Origin of the sequence: Methylobacterium sp. Leaf111 (assembly GCF_001423285.1) — a bacterium.
Classification (GTDB): domain Bacteria; phylum Pseudomonadota; class Alphaproteobacteria; order Rhizobiales; family Beijerinckiaceae; genus Methylobacterium.
Window position 1 is genome coordinate 25,585 of the sequence record NZ_LMNE01000045.1, and the last position, 18,682, is coordinate 44,266.

An 18,682-nucleotide genomic window follows, 5' to 3' on the forward strand; every position below is an offset into this window, starting at 1 on the left:
CGGCTTGATCGAGCAGGAGGACGGCGTGGGCGCCAGGAGCCACGGTCGCCGAAATCTCTTCGAGATGATGGGCCATCGCTGACGTGGTGCAGCGGGGCATGACCAAGCCTGCCCCGACGCCCCGGGCCGGGCAGATCGCCCCGAAGATGTAGGCCGARGCCGTGCGCTGGTCCTTGGGGGCCGAGGGTCGCGTTCCGCCCTTGGCCCMGCGTCGGGTCAGGGTGTTCTTCTGGCCGACACGGGCCTCGTCACAGAACCAGACTTCTACCGGCTTGCCGCCGACAGCCTGCGCGATGTCCGCCAGACGGTCGGGGAAGTCTCATACATCGCCGACCGTATTGTCATCGCACGCGCGACCTACACCCTGAGGGATGCGGGCTTGTCTTGCTGCCCCGCGAAGTGGGATGACATGGCGAAGCGGTCCTTTGGATCGTCCATCGTCGTGGTGCCGTCAATCCCGTTCGCTGCGAGCGCATCGTAGGGCAGCCAGCCGCTGAAGGGCTCCAGGGCGTTCGGCTCGGCCGGGCGGTACCAGCGCCAGACCTGACGCGTCGCGCTCGGAGAGTACCAGCGGCCGGGGAGGCCTTCCGCAAGAATCGGGCCTAGGGTCAGGTGGTTGAGCCAAATCCGGTTGACGATCTGCGGGGCCGTCTGCATCGGGCGCCAGGTCGGCGGCATCGGAGATCTCCTGCGAGACGATCGGGTGGGCTGAAACGGGCGCGGAGGCCAGGACTTGGCGTCCGGCCCCCGCGGCTCTTTCTTCGGCGCTTCGGTTGGGCTGTCAGGCCGCGACGATGCGGGGGGCTGGCTTAGTCTCGTCGGAGACAGCGAGCGCCTGCGCCACCACGCGCTTACGCCAGGGCTTCAGTACCGCGATGGCGAGGAGCGAGGCGAGGATGTTGGCGCCGGCGGCGACCAGGAAGACGCCGTCCCAGCTGTTGGTCGCCTGCTGCAGATAGTTCGCTACCGGAACCAGGAGCGCGGCGGTGCCTTTCGCGGTGTAGAGCAGGCCCGCATTGGTCGCAGCGAACTTCGTACCGAAGGTATCTGTGCAGGTCGAGGGGAAGAGGGAGTAGATCTCGCCCCAGGCGAAGAACACGAAGCCGGAGAGCAGCACGAACCACAGGGGGTCATGGCCCCAGAGGTAGAGCATGTAGATGCCGAAGCCTTCCATGGCGAAGGCGACGAACATGGTATTCTCGCGACCAATCTTATCCGAGACCCAGCCGAAGAACGGGCGGGTCAAGCCATTAAGTACGCGGTCGATGGTGGCTGCGAAGGTGATGGCGACCATGGTGATGCCCATAATCGTGACCGGCACCTTGTCGACGCCGATATCTGCAGCGATGGGCTTGAGGTTGGCGGTGATCATCAAGCCGCCTGCGCCCACGATAACGAACATGAAGTACATCAGCCAAAAGATCGGCTGCCGAGCGACTTCACCGGGGGTGTAGTTGCGCCGGGTCTGGATGACGTTGGTGTTCGCGACGGCGTCCGGAACTTGCCCCTTCTTCGGCGAGGTGAAAAAGAAAGCCAACACAGCGACCACGAGGCCCTGGCCGATGCCGAAGTTGAAGAACGCCGCCTGGAAACCATGATCGGCGATCATCCACTGGATCGGCGCGACGGTGAGGGCTGAGCCGGCACCGAACCCCGCGGCGATGATGCCGGCGGCGAGACCACGCTTGTCCGGGAACCATTTCAGGGCGCTGCCGACACAGGTGCCATAGACCGCGCCCGCGCCGATGCCGGCGACGACTTGGCCAAGATAGAACATGTTCAGGGTGCTGGCATAGGAGTTGATCACCCAGCCGATCCCGCAAAGGAGACCACCGAATAGGACTACGACCCGTGGGCCGTACTTGTCGACGAACCAGCCTTCGACCGGAACGAGCCAAGTCTCAAACAACACGAACAGGGTAAATGCCCATTGGATCGCGGCGCGATCAAATCCGAATTTTTTTTGAATGTCGGGGACGAAGAATGTCCAGCCGTATTGCAGATTGGCAATCATCACCATGCAGATGACGCCGATGACGAGCTGACCCCATCGATAACTGTCGGATACGTGCTCGGTTGTAGTTTCCACCCTCGACATGGCTTTTCCTCCGATAGGCTCTTGATGAAACGAGATACGCGATCGGCTCTTCGTCCGATGCTGAGCGTAGGGGCCGTTGACCGCCGGACTTATCGCCGGCTTGGTATGTGGAATACCAGCCTCTCTCTCTGCGAACCAATCGTCAAGAGTTGGTTGCCGAGAAATCGATCCCGCACTGCAGCGTGACGGCCAAATGCTGGTAGTTTCGCTCCATCCGCGAGATCGCTCTTAGTGTTTCCAGGCGGTCGATCTGCTTGCTTTGCACGGGCACCAGCGATCTGAGCGCAGACGATATTTGAATCCCGGCGATACCTCAGCGTGTCGTCTCGTCGAAACGCAAGAATCCTTATCCGACGATACCCAGATGCCGGATAAGCTTATGTGCAGAGGAAGTTACCTCGCCGCCTAATGCGCAATAGTGCCGGTCGAAGCACATGCTGGCGGCGCATCCGCACGTGAGCATTGTGTGATGTCCCAAGCGTTTTAGTTGCGGTCCTGCACTGGGGACGGGTGCGCGATGACGCAGTGCAGCAAGCAGATAGGCGAAAACTGTTGTTTGCCATCCAGGCGGGGAAGATTCTTCAAAGCCGGTTCGCGTGTTTGAAACGACAAAGCAGCAGATCTGTCTCTCATTCCGGCATGATATTTCGCCCCACTCATTGACAGAAAATATTTTGTATACCAGGCTCGCGAGTGAAAAATGCCATAAGATCAGAGGAGCGGTGCCATGAGCGCGCGCCAGAAGCTTGGCAGTGAAGCCTCCCGCGTGCGCTATATTCGTATGGATCGTTCTGTGCGGGAAGCAATTCGGCTTCTAGCCGCTCCAGACGTTGATGCGCTAATTGTCGTTGACGGCCCATGCGACGACACTGGTTCATTTATCGGAATACTGAGCGATCGTGAGATCTTTCGCGTAATGGCCAGGGAGGGCCTGGAGACGCTCGACAGCTTGGTTTGGATGCTGACTACGCCGGAGTTCGTCTCCGCCGACGTTCGGACGCCGCTCGCCGATCGGTTGCAACTGTTTTGCACACATAAGACCAACCATATCGCGATCATGAATGGAATGTGCCTTCATTCGATTCAGAGTATCTGGGATTGTGTTGTAGATGCATCACACGCTTCGACTGTATAATCGCAGCGTCCGAGGTGGGGTCGGACCCGATCCCCTTGGTGATGTTCAAGAATTACACAGATTGATACAAAATCGTGCGATGCAAAAGCGGTTGGATTGATCGCAGATCCTTCAACAATGCACAGAACTTGACGCTTGATGCGTTTAAATACACATTTTTAAGCTCGCTCGACGACGGGTAGGGCAAGGCAAGGCTGGCGTTTGCATGCCGGCGCGCATCACCGCTCGGCGCCTCTGCAATCTGCCATCGTCGGTGGTGAAGAAAATAAAGGAGTGATCCCCATGCGTTTCCTGGCAATCCTCGACTGCCCGGTAATCTTCAGCGGCGAGAACAGCTACGGGATGACCAGTATCGACATGTGTCCCTCGACTGGTATCACGAACGGCCTGATCAGTCGCCACGTCAAGGTGATTGACGGTCGCCTGATCGCTGTCTGCATTTGGACAGGCGAGGTACTCTGTCGCGAGTATTTCGATGCGGCGTGGTACCAGAAAGCTGGGGAGCTTTGGGGAGAAGAGTACCAGCTTCGCCTGGAGGTCATTGAGGAACCGCAGGCCGTTTGAGCACCCGCGGTGGATTGGGGTCTGGGCTCGAATCTCGTGCGTTCGGACCATCACAGAATGCAAAGTCTACTGGCATGACCATCCATGCCTTGGCGAGTCCGGCAAGCGACGGCGCCGATCCGGACTGTTACGGGCCCTGGAGCCCGGGTATCGAGTCGAGCCTTCCGCGCGCGCTCCTGCCCTTAGCTACCGTTTTCCGCGAGGAAAACGTCGAGACCTCCCTCAACGATGCCTATGAGTTAAGCGATGTCAGTGGTCTGCCATTGACATCGCTTGTCTGCTTCCGGCCTGAGCGGCTGGTGGTCCACGAAGTTTTGATCCGCGTCATGGCTGATCTTTCCGTTCCGGTCGGCCAGACGTACGGCGATCTCGGGGTAAATTTTCGCGCTATCGTCTCTGCCATCCTGAACGAGGGTATTGCCGAACATGGCAGAGAGATCGCCGCGCGACATGCGGAGATCCGAGTCGCAGCCGCGGAACTTCTCGATGGCCAGATCGACAAAATATTGGGCGAGTACCTTCACACCGCCGAGGGGTGGCCACCGCGCGGTGCTCTCTGGCGTCGTTTCTGGCCTCACCGCACCGGACGGAAAAGCTCAAAACTTTCCGGCTCTGCTTGCGTTGGCCGGGACCCTATACATCAGGTCTGGCATCACCTTGACGCCTGGCATGCGCGGGTCGCCGCGGCAGAGGATGCTCTCGCCGTGGCGGCCTGCGCCGCGCTGCGTTGCGTCGTTGAGAGTCTGATCGGTCGACGTGGCTTTCTCATCCGTGACCCGTCACTGCTCGGAAGGCTTGCCGTCACGCTCGTATCGAACGGCTATGGTAGTCTTGCCCTGGGCGCGCTGATTGAGCCCTGGATGCAGGCAGTGGTGGCGAAGCGCGGTTACGTGCGCCTTAAGCCGCAGGACACTCCTGTCATCCTGAACGTGAAGGGCTCGTCCGCCTCAGGCAAGAGTACCATCCGTCCCTATCAGCGCGCTCTGGTCGAGACCCTGGAATTGAATTGGTCCGACTTCGCCCTCATCACGCCTGATGTCTGGCGTAAGTTCCTGTTGGATTACGACAGTCTCGGGTCAGCGCGGCGCTATGCCGGGCCGTTGACAGGACACGAGGTCGAGATCATCGACCGCAAGCTCGATGGCTACATGGCGCGGAAGGCTGAGGCTGGCCGGATCTCCCATCTCGTCATCGACCGCTTCCGCTTTGACAGTTTTGCAGTCAATCCCGGTACCGAACTTGGGAGCCAGCTCCTCACGCGCTTCGGGCGCCAAGTCTACATGCAGTTCATGATCACGCCGCCGGATGCCACTGTCGAGCGGGCTTGGAAACGTGGCGAACAGTTCGGTCGCTACAAGGCGGTGGAAGACCTACTGGCGCACAATGTCGAAGCTTACACAGGCATGCCGCGGTTGTTCTTCACCTGGGTGTTGCGGCCGGACAAGGAGGTGCATTTCGAGTTCCTGGACAACGGTGTACCCGAGGGTTGCCTTCCGCGGACCGTCGCTTTTGGTGCGAATGGCGTGATGAACATTCTTGACGTTCAGGTCTTGCTCGACATCGATCGGTATCAGGCCATCAACATTCAGGCCCGCAATCCCGAGGCGGTCTATCGCGGCGTTCCACCCCGGGATGCGCCAGGGGAGATGCGTTTCCTGCGCGATTGCCTGCGCCGGATGACCACCATTCGCTTTGCCGATCACGCCACAGGCCGTGTCCTCGCGCGCCTCGACAGCGGGCGCCTTACCAGTCTCGTGCCGACGTTGGCTGAAGCCGACCCGGTCGTTCACCGAGTCCTGACAGGCCTTGGGGTCATCAGGCAAGCGGAAGCAAATGAAGGATCCAGTGAAGCTCTGCAGGTGAGTGGAGCGTGCACCCTCGGAGCCTGGGGCGAGAAAACAACGCTGAGGCGTTTGACGTGAGAGCAGATACGACGGTGCGGATTGGGCGAAAGATCTCTAGCTACCACTGTGAATTTGCGATGCAACAGGAAATGTTGCGCCACTATATGTTTTTGAAACACTGTCCGTGCTCGCATCCTTTCTTGTCACGATCCTCGTCCATATGGCTCTGCAGGTCGGACGCGTGATCAAGGTCGCTGACTGGCTGTCACAAGACAGAAGTTCCGTCGAAAGACACAATGAAGTCGTCGTCGGAAACAGAAACGGTGCTTTGCTGTTTGCGGTTGAGACGGATAAATGATCCTTCTAAAGGGAAGCGCGGCGTCGAGGGATCGAGGCCGCGCAAGTTGGGAGAAGAGAGGTCGAGTTGAGGAGACTGCCTATTCGGCGGCGATCCTCTGGACGACGCCGATGGCCCCGGACTCGGCAATCTCAAGACGTTCGGCTTCAGAGTATCCGAGGACCTCGGTCAAAATCTCTTCGGTGTGCTCGCCCAACAGCGGAGATCGCGTGATCTCGGTATTGCTGGCCGAGAGTCGGATGGGGTTGCCCACAGTGAGGTACTTGCCACGGGTGGGGTGATCGACCTCTACGACCGTACCGGATCTACGCAGGGACTCGTCCTCCGCGATCTCCTTCATGGAGAGGATCGGCCCGCATGGCACATGCAGCGCATTGAGGATCTCCATCGCCTCGAACTTGGTCTTCGACATCGTCCAAGATTCGATGCGGGTGAAGATCTCGTTCAGGTGCGGCAGGCGAGCCTTCGGTGTGGCATAGTCGGGATGTGTCGCCCAGGCGGGTTCGCCGATGACGTCGCAGATCTGCGACCAGACCGCGCCCTGGGTGATGAAGTAGATGTAGGCGTTCGGGTCGGTCTCCCAACCTCTGCACTTGAGGATCCGGCCTGGCTGGCCGCCCCCGGAATCATTGCCGGCGCGCGGCACCGAGCCGCCGAACGGAATGCCTTCGCCGAACTGGCTGTATTCCGGCAGGGGGCCACGCTCTAGGCGTTGCTGGTCGCGCAGTTTGACCCGGCAGAGGTTGAGCACCCCGTCCTGCATGGCGCAGTCGACCCGCTGGCCGAGGTCGGTCTGGGTGCGGTGGTACAGAGCGGTGACGATGCCCAGTGCCAAGTGGAGGCCGGTGCCGGAATCACCGATCTGCGCGCCGGTCACCATCGGGATGTCGGTGCGGAACCCCGTGGTCGATGCAGCGCCGCCGACGCATTGCGCCACGTTCTCATAGACCTTGCAGTTCTCGTAGGCGCCGGGGCCGAACCCCTTCACCGAGGCGAGGATCATGCGTGGGTTGGCGGCGTGGATCGCCTCCCAGGTCAGGCCCATCCGGGCGAGCGCGCCGGGAGCGAAGTTCTCGACCAGGACATCGCACTCGCCGATCAGGCGCCACAGCACCTCGATGCCCTTCGGATTCTTGGTGTCGAGGGTGATCGAGCGCTTGTTGTGGTTCAGCATCGTGAAGTAGAGGCTGTCTACATCTGGAATGTCTTGGAGCTGCTGGCGCGTCGCATCGCCCACGCCCGGCCGCTCGACCTTGATCACGTCGGCACCGAACCAGGCTAGCAACTGCGTGCAGGTCGGGCCCGACTGGACGTGCGTGAAGTCGAGGATCTTGACGCCTTCGAGGGCTTTCATGGCACAGGCTCACCTATCCGGGAGACGTCAGCACGGACATCCGTTCGGGCGACGGCGGGTGGAGGATGCTCTCCTGCAGCACGGTGCCGATACCACGATATTCGGAGCATGCGAGACGGCCCACCGGGAGGCCGCCTGCGCGTGTCGTGTCCCCGGAGACGGAGTCGTCTCCGGGGAGGGCGAGGTCTCGCGCCTCAGGCGGTTTTCTTGCGGACCACCGTGCTCGTCGGGTTCAGGCTCCCGATGTTGCCGCTCTCGGTGCCGGCGCTCGGGTCAATCACCGCATTGATCAGGGTGGGCTTGCCCGAGTCCATCGCGGCGTTGACGGCCTGGGACAGTTCGTCCGGGGTTGTGACGTGGACGCCGATGCCGCCGAAGGCCTCCATCATCTTGTCGTAGCGCGAGTCCTTTACGAACACCGTGGTGCCTGGATCGCGGCCGGTGGGGTCGGTGTCCGTGCCGCGATAGATGCCGTTGTTGTTGAAGACCACGATGCAGACCGGCAGGTCGTACCGGCAGATCGTCTCGACCTCCATTCCGGAGAAGCCGAAAGCGCTGTCGCCCTCCACCGCCAGGACCGGCTTGCCGGTCTCGACGGCGGCAGCCACGGCGAACCCCATGCCGATGCCCATGATGCCCCAGGTGCCGACGTCCAGGCGCTTGCGCGGCTGATACATGTCGATGATACCGCGGGCGAGATCGAGGGTGTTGGCGCCCTCGTTGACGAGGATCGCGTCGGGCCGCTCCTTGATGATGGTCCGGAGCGCGCCTAGCGCTCCGTGGAAGTCCATCGGAGCCGAGTTCTTCTTCAGCTTCGAGGCCATCTTGGCGAGGTTCTCCTCCTTCTTGGTCCGGATCGCGTCGGTCCAGGCCGTCGGGGGCGCCTGCCAGTTCTGGCCCATGCCGTCGAGGAGGGCGGTGACGCAGGAGCCGATGTCGCCGACCACCGGGGCAACGATCTCGACGTTCGAATCCATTTCCTTCGGCTCGATGTCGATCTGGATGAACTTCTTCGAGCCCGGGGCGCCCCAGGTCTTGCCCTTGCCGTGCGAGAGCAGCCAGTTCAGGCGCGCGCCGACCAGGAGGACCACGTCGGCTTCCTTGAGGACGAGGGAGCGTGCCGCACCGGCCGATTGCGGATGGGTGTCGGGGAGGAGGCCTTTGGCCATGCTCATCGGCACATAGGGGATGCCGCTGCGCTCGACGAGGTTGCGGATCTCCTCGTCGGCCTGGGCGTATGCGGCTCCCTTGCCGAGGACGATGAGCGGACGCTTGGCGCTCTTTAGCACGTCGAGGGCACGGGTGATGGCTGCCGGGGCCGGTAGCTGCGCGGGGGCCGCGTCGATCACCTTGACCAGTGACTTGGTGCCCGCCTCGGCATCCATGACCTGGCTGAACAGCTTAGCGGGCAGATCGAGGTAGACGCCACCCGGACGGCCGGAAACCGCGGCGCGGATGGCGCGGGCGACCGCGATGCCGATATCGCAGGCGTGCAGCACGCGGAATGCGGCCTTGCACAGGGGTTTGGCGATAGCGAGTTGGTCCATCTCCTCGTAGTCGCCCTGCTGCAGGTCGACGATCTCGCGCTCGGAGGAGCCCGAGATCAGGATCATCGGGAAGCAGTTCGTGGTCGCGTTGGCCAGCGCCGTCAGGCCGTTGAGGAAGCCCGGGGCGGAAACGGTGAGGCAGATACCTGGCTTCTTGGTGAGGAAGCCCGCGATCGCGGCGGCGTTTCCGGCGTGTTGCTCATGGCGGAAGGAGATGACGCGCATACCGGCGGCCTGCGCGAGGCGGCCGAGATCCGTGATTGGAATGCCGGGCACGCCATAGATGTTGGTGATGCCGTTGAGCTTCAGGGCATCGATGACGAGGTGGAAGCCGTCGATCTGCTCGCCCGCATGATCGGACGTGACACCAACGCCGGTGGCGACGTCATGGACGGCCTGCGGGGATTCGGAGCCAGCGGTTCTATCCATCATGTTTCCTCCAGTTGGGGCGCTTCTTGTTGGGTGGCGCGCTATTTTTGAGTGTCTTCGAACGTTTGAGGTGGGCGTCGGACTAAATTTAATCCGGAATGATCGGAGTTTTCGGCCGAGGCATCAGTCAGATCGCAACGATCTCTGCGGCTCACAGTCGGATTTCTCGACAACTCATATAGCCATGAGGCGTATAATCGTGAGTAAATCAGTCTTCAGCCGATCGATCACTTCGCATAATTGTACGCTGGGCGATGATCCGGTTCGAGGATTGTGTTAGGTGCAGTGCTGCCAATCGCGACCGGCCGGTTGTCAGTCCAAGAATGGTGGCATACCAAATACCAAGTGTCAAACCGGATCTGACCGGATCGCTCGCGCCCGGGATCGGTCATCAGCGGCAGCACCTCCGAGGCGGCCCCCGAATGGGAAAATCATTGCTTCGGGAATACGAGCAACCGTTCGTCGTCACGCCTTGGTGAGTCGACGTAGCTATGTTGTTGTTGCAGGGGGGATATTCAGATCGTGTCCCGGCTCAATCGCCAAGGTTTCCTTGTGTTCCGGAAGCGGGTTCGGCATGTTCCTAATCAAATTGACGTCGCGTCAGCGTCCTAGCGATCGTTCCAGGTGTAAGCATGGTTGAGTCCACGACCTTTCAGATCAAGCCGCTCGCCGCGACGTCGAGCTTGCGTGCGCTTGCCTACGATGCGCTGAAGGAAGCCATCACCAACATGAACATCTACAGCCAGCGCGACGAGGTCCGGCTCGACGAGCGCAAGCTGTCTCAGGATCTCGGCGTCAGCCGCACCCCGGTCCGCGAAGCCCTCACGGTCCTGGAGCAGGAGGGGTTCGTCCGGTTCGAAGCACGTCGTGGTGTCTTCGTGATCAAGAAGTCGAAGAAGGAGATCGTGGCGATGATCCAGGCTTGGTCGGCCCTGGAGAGCATGGCTGCCCGGCTCGCTTGTGAGCATGCCACCGACGAGCAACTCGGCTGCCTGCGTATTCATTTCCCCGAATTCTATGAGGGGCGCCCGACCGATCACATGGACGAGTACTCGGATGCGAACATCCGGTTCCATCAGAAGATCATTTCGCTCGGCGGCTGCGAGGTGATCAAAGACATCACCAGCAATCTGCTGATGCATGTTCGCGGAATCCGGAACACGGCCCTGCGCCAGGGCGACCGGGCGGCGAACTCAATCAAGGAGCATGTCGAGATCATTCAGGCTCTGGAAGCACGGGATGCGGAGCGCGCCGAACGTCTCGTGCGCGAGCACGGCCTGGGCCTCGCCCGCCACGTCGAGAAGTACGGAGACTACCTCGACTGAATGCGTCGGGACGGCGGTCCCGCGGACGGCGGTTCCTCAGTAGCTCGGGACCAGCCGTTCCTCCGGCAGCGGCGCTTCCATGTGGAAGCGCAGTCCGCTCTCTGCATAGTCGATGGTTACGGCGGCGTTGCATTGCTGTGCCAGAACCCGCTGGAGCAGAGTCGAGCCGAAGCCCTTGCGCTGCGGTGGTGTCACCACCGGCCCTCCTGACTCCGTCCAGTCGAGGGTCAGGCGCCGTCCGGCCTCACCCGCTACGACATCCCATCTGACAAAGATCCGGCCACCCGGTTCGGAGAGGGCTCCGTGCTTGGCCGCGTTCGTGGTCAGTTCATGGAACGCCATCCCGGTCGGGACGGCGAGGTCGGCCGCCAACTCGATCATCGGTCCCTGGAGGCGGATGCGCTGGCTCTTGGCGTCATTGTAGGGGCTCAGCTCGTTCTCAAGCAGCTCGTGCAGTGGGGCCGTCTGCCAATAATCCTCCGTGAGGAGTGTGTGGGTCTTGCCCAGGGAGACGATCCGGTTGGAGAACGATTGGTAGAACGTCTCGACATCGTGGGTGGACCGCGCGGTCGCGCCGAGCAGGCCCTGTACCGTGGCGAGGGTGTTCTTCACACGATGATGAAGCTCTCGAATCAGTAGGGCTTGGCGCTCATGAGTCTTCTGGCGCTCGTCCAGATGAGCCGCTACCTCCCACTGCCGGCGCCGGGCGCGCAGGGCCGAACGCACTGCGTTGGCGAGTACCGCCGGATGGAACGGCCGCTCCAGCAAGGTCACATTGCCGAGCAGGCCGTTCAAGCGTTCGTCGGGTGAGGCGCCGCGATGACTGAGCAGGATAAAGGGAAAGTCGGACCAGGGGGGCTGGCGCTCCGACCATTCGGCGATCGCCCGTCGGTCTGAGCGCAGGAGCGCCTCTTCGGTGATCACCGCGCAGGCCGCGACATCGAGGTCTGCCACAAGGTCCGCCAAGTTCGCCTTGATCCGTGAATCGATGCCGACCTCAGCCAGAATCGCTGCAGCGATGCGCGCGTCCCGTCCGCTCGGCGCCAGGATCAGCGCGATGGGATCAGGCTGCGCCATGGGAGCCGGTTTGACTGTCGGTGATCTTTGCCGACGCAACGGGCCGGTCATCAAGAAGATCGGCGTGCTTCCCCTCGAAGGTTGGCACGCCGGTGAGCACGCCGCGGAAATCCTTGAGCACGGCCCCCACCCGGAGCCCCTGCGAATCGATTCTGAACTCTCGGATGGTATTCTCGTGCGGGCCGGTGCGCTTCTTCAGCACTGAGAGGGCGCGGCGTACGTGGCCGCCCGCCTCAAAGAAGCGGAGCATCACCACCGTGTCGCTGACATAAGTGAGATCGACCGGCGCCTCCATCCGTCCCACCATCCCGTGCTGGGCCAGCACTAGGATCGTCACCACGCCCTGCTGGTTCAGGTAGGTCGTCATCTCGTGCATCTGCAGCACTAGGTGCGGCTGCCCGCTCATGGCGCTCATGTAGCCCGTGAGGCTGTCGATCACTACGACGCGCGCCCCATCGGTCTCGACCGCATCGCGGATCCGCCCGGCGAAATCGCCCGCCGAGATATCGGCCGGGTCCATCTGTTCGATCCGCAGGCGTCCGGATTGGATGTGGGGGCCGATCGCGAAGCCGATTCCCGTAGCCCGCCGCTGGAGGATGCCGGAGGTCTCGTCGAAGCTGATGATCAGCCCATGTTCGCCGCGATCGAGGGCGGCCATCAGGTAACCGAGCGCCAGGGTCGACTTGCCGGCGCCCGAAGGGCCGATGATGAGGTTCGTGGTACCCCGGTCCAGGCCGCCGCCGAGGACCGCGTCCAGCTCAGGAACCCCGCAGGCGACCGTCCCAGGCTCGAACTCGGCATGGTGATCGGCGGCCACAAGGCGAGGGAAGATCCGAACCCCACCCCGCTTCAGCACGAAGTCGTGGTAGCCACTCTCGTAGGGGGTGCCGCGCATCTTGATGATGTGGAGCCGGCGGCGCGCAGCGCCGTAGGTCGGCGTCACTTGTTCCAGGCGCAGGACCGCGTGGCTGATCGAGTGCAGGTTGAGGTCTTCATCCTCGGAGCTCAGATCGTCGAGCATCAGCACGGTGGCGTTGTTGAGCAGGAAATAGCTCTTAAGCGCCAACACCTGCCGCCGGTAGCGCAGGGAGCCCTGCGACAGCAAGCGGATCTCCGACAGGCTGTCGAACACCACCCGGACCGGGTTCACGCGCTCGATCTCGGCCAGCGCCATCCGGACCGTTTCGCCGAGTTCGAGGTCGGACGAGTGGATGAGGGTCTGCTGCTGCTCCGAATCCAGGCTGAGCTCCGGCGGCACCAATTCGTAGATCTCGACGCCGTCCAGGGACCAGCCATGGCGCTCGGCCACCGAGAGGAGTTCGCGCCGGCTCTCCGAAAGGGTGATATAGAGGCCCCGCTCGCCCCGATTTACACCGTCGAGGAGAAATTGCAGTCCGAGGGTGGTCTTGCCACTGCCCGGCCGCCCCTCGATGAGATGAGCCCGCTGGGCCGCATAGCCGCCGTGGAGAATCTCGTCGAGGCCTGGCACGCCGGTCGGGATCGGCGCGGCGTCGCCGGCGACGGGGGTCTGCATGGATGAATCCGCAACGTGAAAATCGGATCCACCATAGGTGGGGGACCCCTCGGCGTCGCCGGTATTTATGCCACACCGCCGGGGTATGCGCCTCGCCGAGCGCCCGCCGTGCCCTCCGTGCAGGACGAGTTCGGCCTCCGGTCATCGCCGCCGAAGGTTGCCCTTTGCAGAACCGCGAGGGCACCGTATCAGGGCCGGCCCTTGCCGCGCGGCCGCGAGATACTGCCCGCCTCGCATCTGTCCTTTCGAGCTACCGGAGTGCGGATCCCCGATGCGCGAACCGAACGCGGTGGATTTCTGGCGGGGTCTGGCCCTCGTCACGATCTTCGTGAATCACATTCCCGGCAACACTTTCGAGCGCTACACCTATTCGCAGTACAGCATCTCCGATGCGGCTGAGCTGTTTGTCTTCCTGGCCGGCTGGTCGATCGGAATCGCCACGCGCAATCGTGATGGGAGCCCCGAGCCGCGGCTGAAGACCGTGCTGCGGCTGATGTCGCGCACCATCGAAGTCTACCGCGCTCAGATCACCACGATGGCCCTCGCCCTCGGCATGATTGCCGGCACGGCCCTTGTGCTCGATAACCCGTTGCTGCTCGAATGGCACAATGCTGGAGGCTTCTTCGCCGATCCGATCCAAACCATGGTCGGCTTCGTGCTGTTGACGCACCAACTGGGCTTCTTCAACATCCTGCCGCTCTACGTCGCGCTCCTCGGCATCGCACCCGTCTTCGTGCTGATCGGGCGCGTGAGCCGGAGCGCTGCCCTCCTCTTGTCCTTCGCGCTCTATGCCTCAAGCCTGGTGTTCGAGTGGAACCTGCCGTCCTGGCCGGGGGAGGGCGATTGGTTCTTCGATCCGCTGTGCTGGCAGCTTCTCCTCGTTCTCGGCTTCATCATGCAGGACTGGAGTCGGACCTCCCCCTGGCTGAAGCGCTGGTCGCGTCGGCTCGTCCCGGTGGGAGTGATCATCGTTCTTACCGGCATCGTCCTGTCGGTGCTCGATCTCAGGCCGGATCCCCTCCTCGTTCCCGATCCACGCCTCGTCTTCACCTTTGACAAGACCTACTTGTCCCCGGCGCGGGTGATCCACTTCCTCGGCGTGCTCCTCGCTTTCCAGACGCTCTACGGATTCCTCGCCCCGCGACTCGGATGGATCACGGCCTTCCTCGCCAGTCTGGGGCGAAATTCGCTGGCAGTCTTCTCTGTCGGCTCCCTGCTCAGCCTGGCCGCGCAACTCATACGGTTCTGGGCTGGCGGCGGTGTCGTTGTTGACGTTTTCGTCGTAGGGTCTGGCCTGTTCGCACTGGGTTTCACCGCATGGTTCGTCGAATGGCGCTCCCGAAAGCCGCGGGTCTCCTCGCCTTGAGCCTGGCCCTCCTCTGCCCCCTCGGCGGAGGCAGCGCCCGGGCGCAGGAGCCGGCGCCCCATCAAGAGCCCGCGAAGGTGGGAGGTCCGCCGCCGACCGTGGTGTCGCCTCCGAGCGTCGCCGCCGGTCAGGGGCCGGATGCAGAGGCCGTCGACGTGACCCTCTCGCCAGAATGCCGGGTGCCGGGCTCGAAGCTCTATACCCTGGCCCGCCTCGGCGCGGTGAAGGCGGCCCTCAAGGAAAAACGCCCGGTCCGCGTGCTCGCCATCGGCGCCTCGACGATGGGACTCGGGTCCTCCGCCACGTATCCGGTCAAGCTGGAGACCGCCCTGGAGCGCTCCCTACCGGATGTCGACGTGGTCGTGGAGAGCCGGGGTTTGCAAGGCGAGATCGCGTCGGGGGCAGGCGAGCGCCTGCGCAGCATGGTTGCGGAAGTGGAGCCCGACCTCGTCATCTGGCAGGTCGGCTCCCACGATGCCCTCGCCCGGGTCGATCTTGATGCCTTCGGCACGGCCCTCGACGAGACCGTGCAATGGATCAAGGGGCATGAGATCGACGTCGTACTGGTCAGCCCGGTCTACACCGCGAGTCTCGCCTCGGACGACTATTACACCAGCCTCGTGCGCAAGGTGCAGGAGGTCGCCCTGCGGGAAGGCGTGCCCCTGGTGCAGCGCTACGAAGCGATGCGCTACCTCGCTCGCCGCAACGACAAGGGCGAGGGACATCTCCTGGGCAGTCAGTTTCGACTGAACGATCTCGGTCTGCGCTGCATGGCCGAGCACGTCACCCGCGCGATCACCCTGTCGCTGCTCCAGCCGGATCCGGCCTCGACGGGCAGCGCCGGGCGACCCGCCCTGACGTTGGCGCCGCCGAAGGAATCCGCCGGGACCAAGCTACCCGCGACGGCGCCCGCCGGGCCCTGAACCAAAGCCTTAACCGCTCGGCTTAACCGCGCCGCAATGGCGTAGGCCCTACACCGGTGTCGATCGGGCGGGGGCCATTCGGTGAGCACAGCGACGGATAGGATCGGAGCCGCCGGCGCGTGGAGCGCGTTGACGCGTCTGCGCTGTGGTGCCGCCGGGGCGGCGATCCACGTCTTCGCGATCCGCATCGGCGCCGCCGGCTTCGCCTATGTCGGGCAGGTGCTGATGGCGCGCCTGATGGGCGGCACCGAGTACGGAATCTTCGCAGCGATCTGGGTCTGGATCGCGATCCTCGGTCATTCGGCCACCCTCGGCCTGTCGCAGGGCGCCTGCCGGTTCATTCCGGCGGATCAGGCCCGGGGTGACCTGGCTGCCGTCCGCGCCTACCTTGTCGGCGGCACGACCGTGACCCTGGCGAGCGCAATGGCCGTCGCCCTCGGGGGGCTTGCCCTGGTCTGGGTCGAGGGCTCCCTGCTGGAGGGGCCCTATGCCGCCCCGCTCCTCGTGGCGGCGTTGGTGCTGCCGCTCTTCGCGCTTCAGGATTACTGCGAGGGCGTGGCCCGCGGTCAGAACTGGGCCGTGCTCGCCATCGCGCCCCCGTACCTGCTGCGGCAGGGTCTGATCATGGCCGCCATGCTGGCGGCTGTGGGATTCGGCGCCCCGGCGGAGGCGCGCGTCGCCGTCCTGTGCACCCTCGTGGCGACCGGGATCGCGGTGTCGATCCAGGCGGCCCTGCTGCTGCGGCGCCTTCAGGCGATCCTGCCCACCGGACCGCGCCGCTATGCCTGGCGGCGCTGGTTCCGCGCCTGCCTGCCGATCGCGGGCAGCGACCTCGCCACGTCCGCTTCGAGCTTCATCGACGTCGTCGTGCTGAGCCTGCTCGCCCCACCGGCCACGGTGGGGCTGTACTTCGCCGCGACGCGGATCCAGCAATTCGTGGTCTTCGTCCATTTCGCCGCCACCGCCGCCACGGCGCAACGCTTCACCGCAGCCCATGCGGCCGGGGATCGGGGGCGGCTCGCCGATCTGATCGCCCTGCAGGCGCGTCTCACCCTCGCGGCCACCACGCTCATCGGGATCGCCGTCCTCGCGGCCGCGCCCCTCCTGTTAGGCCTGTTCGGCTCCGAATTCCGGGACAGCCTGCCCATCCTCGCCGTCCTCGTTGCCGGGAGTGTCGCCGCCAGCGTCTTCGGTCCGGGTGAGGACCTGCTCAACATGCTCGGCGGAGAGCGCCTGGCCGCCGGCGTCGCCGTCGGCATCCTGGGTCTGGCCGGCGGCCTCTGCCTCATACTGGTCCCGGTGTTCGGGGTGATCGGCGCCGCCCTGGCGATGGCGCTCGCGACCGTGGTCCGAGCCGCCGCCATGGCCTGGGCGGCCCATGCGGTGCATGGCCTGGTCACGCCGGTCCGGATCGGTCTATTCGGGAGACGGGGTCGATGAGTGCCGCTCACGCCCGGCGGGTTGCGCCGGCCTATACCCACGCGATCACGTCGCTCGCGTCTCTCGGGCGGGAGGCGGCGGCTTGGGACGACCTTTCGGTCCGGGCGGGGAGGGCGCATCCCTTCTTCGGTCGGCACGTGATGCAAGCCCATCTGGCGAGCGGCCTGGCGTCGTCGGACATGGGCGTCGTCGTCGTGCACGGGCCGGAGCGCCTGGAGGCGGTTCTGCCGTTTCGCCGCTCCTACGATATCTGCGGACTCGGACGATCCGTGCTGCTGCCGTTCGCGTCGCCCTTCATCACCGCGTCCGCGCCGCTGGTGGCAGAGGGCCCGGACAGGTCCGCGATCCTGGCGGCCCTGGTCGAGGGCCTTGCCGCCGCTTCCGGCGGACGGGCGTGGCGCTGGCCGCTGCTCTCGGTCGAGGCGGCACCGGGCCGCGACCTGATGGCCGCGATGGCGGAGGCCGGCTGGGATCTCGGCGAGGTGGCGCGGTTCGCCCGTCCAGTCCTCGACAGGCGCCCCGATCACGCCGCCTTCCTCGACGGGCATCCGCATCCCTCGCGGCTCAAGGATCTGCGACGCCGGCAGCGCCGCCTCGCCGAGGGCGGTGTGGTGAGCCTTCAGACCGTGACGCAGGGACCGGCTCTCGCCCGGGCGGTGGAGGGTTTCCTCGACGTCGAGACCGCCGGATGGAAGGGAGCCGCCGGCACCGCCATGGCCTGCCGCCCGGCGCATGCCGCCTTCGCCCGCGCGCTGTTCCGGGCCGAGGGAGGCCCCGTGGGCATCCGGGCCGACACCCTGAGCCGGGATGGGACGACCCTGGCCGTCAGCCTCGCCCTGGTGGCGGGCGGGACCGCCTACCTCTTGAAGACCGCCTATGACGAGACCGCCCGCGCCTTCGCGCCGGGCCTCGTCCTGGAGGCCGAGATCGTGCGGGCGCTGCATGCGGAGGGGTTCGCCGACCGCCTCGATTCCGCGACCCTGGCCGGTTCGGCCCTGGAGAGCCTCTACCGCGAGCGCGACACCGTCGCGGAGATCGTCGCCGTGCCGGAGAGGGCGCGCGGGCTGATCGGGCTGGAGCGGCGCCTCCGCCTCGCCCGCTTCGAGGAGACGGCCCGGGGCGAGGCGCGACGGCTGCTTCGGCGCTGAGGGCGCGGGGCTCGGCGCAGAGCGGGGATTGTGACGTCCTGGCGAGTCCGTGCTACTGCGCCGCCTCGGCATGCCAGACAGGACCTACCATGCGCCGTCCCCTCTATGCCCTCACCGGAGCCTTGATCCTCGCCATGACTGCATCCGCATCCGCCGAGACCGTCACCACCCCCTCGGGCCTCCAGTACCGTGACGAGGTCGTGGGCACCGGCCCCGAGCCGAAGGCCGGCCAGAAGGTCAGCGTCCACTACACGGGCTGGCTCGACGACGGTGGCAAGCCGGGCAAGAAGTTCGATTCCTCGCGGGATCGCGGCACGCCCTTCACCTTCACCCTCGGCGCCGGGCAGGTCATCGCCGGCTGGGACACGGGCGTCGCCACGATGAAGATCGGCGGCAAGCGCACGCTGATCATCCCGCCCGACCAGGGCTACGGCCCGCGCGGCGCCGGCGGCGTGATCCCGCCCAACGCGACCCTGATCTTCGACGTCGAGCTTCTCGGCGCGCGCTAGTATACCACGCCGGTCGCGTCGAGGTCGCGCG

At 64.3% G+C, this 18,682-nt stretch carries 15 protein-coding genes and 1 pseudogene; 9 read left to right on the forward strand and 7 right to left on the reverse strand.

Features of this window, described 5'->3' with window-relative positions; genetic code table 11:
* The 3 genes and pseudogenes from ASF41_RS25135 to oxlT all read right to left on the reverse strand — a co-directional run.
* Positions 1-316 (reverse strand): annotated as a pseudogene (locus ASF41_RS25135) (transposase); the annotation flags it as partial.
* 41 nt (positions 317-357) lie between these two features.
* Complete coding sequence (locus tag ASF41_RS16970; RefSeq protein ID WP_056495243.1) at positions 358-678, reverse strand: hypothetical protein; 321 nt, start codon at positions 676-678, stop codon at positions 358-360.
* Between the two features lie 103 nt (positions 679-781).
* On the reverse strand, positions 782-2,098 hold the full coding sequence (oxlT, locus tag ASF41_RS16975) for an oxalate/formate MFS antiporter (protein ID WP_056216563.1): 1,317 nt from the start codon (positions 2,096-2,098) through the stop codon (positions 782-784).
* A 727-nt stretch (positions 2,099-2,825) separates the two neighbouring features.
* Between oxlT and ASF41_RS16980 the strand changes: the two genes are divergently transcribed.
* The 3 genes from ASF41_RS16980 (at position 2,826) to ASF41_RS16990 (ending at position 5,719) form a co-directional block, all read left to right on the forward strand.
* A complete protein-coding gene (locus tag ASF41_RS16980; protein ID WP_056354647.1) occupies positions 2,826-3,233 on the forward strand; it encodes a CBS domain-containing protein in 408 nt (135 codons plus the stop codon).
* 282 nt (positions 3,234-3,515) lie between these two features.
* A complete protein-coding gene (locus tag ASF41_RS16985) occupies positions 3,516-3,797 on the forward strand; it encodes a hypothetical protein (RefSeq protein WP_056216559.1) in 282 nt (93 codons plus the stop codon).
* Between the two features lie 74 nt (positions 3,798-3,871).
* Positions 3,872-5,719: a hypothetical protein gene (locus tag ASF41_RS16990; RefSeq protein ID WP_082504652.1), complete on the forward strand. Its 1,848-nt coding sequence runs from the start codon at positions 3,872-3,874 to the stop codon at positions 5,717-5,719.
* A 359-nt stretch (positions 5,720-6,078) separates the two neighbouring features.
* On the opposite strand, the gene frc is transcribed toward ASF41_RS16990, so the two are convergent.
* Both frc and oxc read right to left on the reverse strand, forming a co-directional pair.
* Positions 6,079-7,353, reverse strand: a complete 1,275-nt coding sequence (gene frc, locus ASF41_RS16995; protein WP_056495246.1) for a formyl-CoA transferase — start codon at positions 7,351-7,353, stop codon at positions 6,079-6,081.
* A 194-nt stretch (positions 7,354-7,547) separates the two neighbouring features.
* Positions 7,548-9,332 (reverse strand): oxalyl-CoA decarboxylase, encoded by a 1,785-nt coding sequence (oxc, locus tag ASF41_RS17000; protein WP_244479691.1) that lies wholly within the window; start codon positions 9,330-9,332, stop codon positions 7,548-7,550.
* A 629-nt stretch (positions 9,333-9,961) separates the two neighbouring features.
* Here oxc and ASF41_RS17005 point away from each other — a divergent pair.
* On the forward strand, positions 9,962-10,654 hold the full coding sequence (locus ASF41_RS17005) for a GntR family transcriptional regulator (RefSeq protein WP_056216554.1): 693 nt from the start codon (positions 9,962-9,964) through the stop codon (positions 10,652-10,654).
* A gap of 36 nt (positions 10,655-10,690) precedes the next feature.
* Here the strand turns inward: ASF41_RS17005 and ASF41_RS17010 are convergent, their stop codons facing one another.
* Positions 10,691-11,731: a sensor histidine kinase gene (locus ASF41_RS17010; protein ID WP_056277910.1), complete on the reverse strand. Its 1,041-nt coding sequence runs from the start codon at positions 11,729-11,731 to the stop codon at positions 10,691-10,693.
* A complete protein-coding gene (locus ASF41_RS17015; protein ID WP_056495249.1) occupies positions 11,718-13,265 on the reverse strand; it encodes an ATPase domain-containing protein in 1,548 nt (515 codons plus the stop codon). The genes ASF41_RS17010 and ASF41_RS17015 overlap by 14 nt, the downstream gene beginning before the upstream one ends.
* A gap of 271 nt (positions 13,266-13,536) precedes the next feature.
* Here ASF41_RS17015 and ASF41_RS17020 point away from each other — a divergent pair, with 271 nt between their 5' ends.
* The 5 genes from ASF41_RS17020 (at position 13,537) to ASF41_RS17040 (ending at position 18,651) form a co-directional block, all read left to right on the forward strand.
* Positions 13,537-14,631, forward strand: a complete 1,095-nt coding sequence (locus tag ASF41_RS17020; RefSeq protein WP_056495252.1) for an OpgC family protein — start codon at positions 13,537-13,539, stop codon at positions 14,629-14,631.
* Positions 14,595-15,554, forward strand: coding sequence for a GDSL-type esterase/lipase family protein (locus tag ASF41_RS17025; protein ID WP_056216546.1), 960 nt, complete (start codon positions 14,595-14,597; stop codon positions 15,552-15,554). The genes ASF41_RS17020 and ASF41_RS17025 overlap by 37 nt, the downstream gene beginning before the upstream one ends.
* Before the next feature lie 129 nt (positions 15,555-15,683).
* Positions 15,684-16,994 (forward strand): lipopolysaccharide biosynthesis protein, encoded by a 1,311-nt coding sequence (locus tag ASF41_RS17030; RefSeq protein WP_244479692.1) that lies wholly within the window; start codon positions 15,684-15,686, stop codon positions 16,992-16,994.
* Positions 16,991-18,142: a GNAT family N-acetyltransferase gene (locus ASF41_RS17035; RefSeq protein WP_056495258.1), complete on the forward strand. Its 1,152-nt coding sequence runs from the start codon at positions 16,991-16,993 to the stop codon at positions 18,140-18,142. Before ASF41_RS17030 ends, ASF41_RS17035 begins: the two co-directional genes overlap by 4 nt.
* A gap of 89 nt (positions 18,143-18,231) precedes the next feature.
* A complete protein-coding gene (locus tag ASF41_RS17040; protein WP_056495261.1) occupies positions 18,232-18,651 on the forward strand; it encodes an FKBP-type peptidyl-prolyl cis-trans isomerase in 420 nt (139 codons plus the stop codon).
* Positions 18,652-18,682 lie beyond the last annotated feature (31 nt).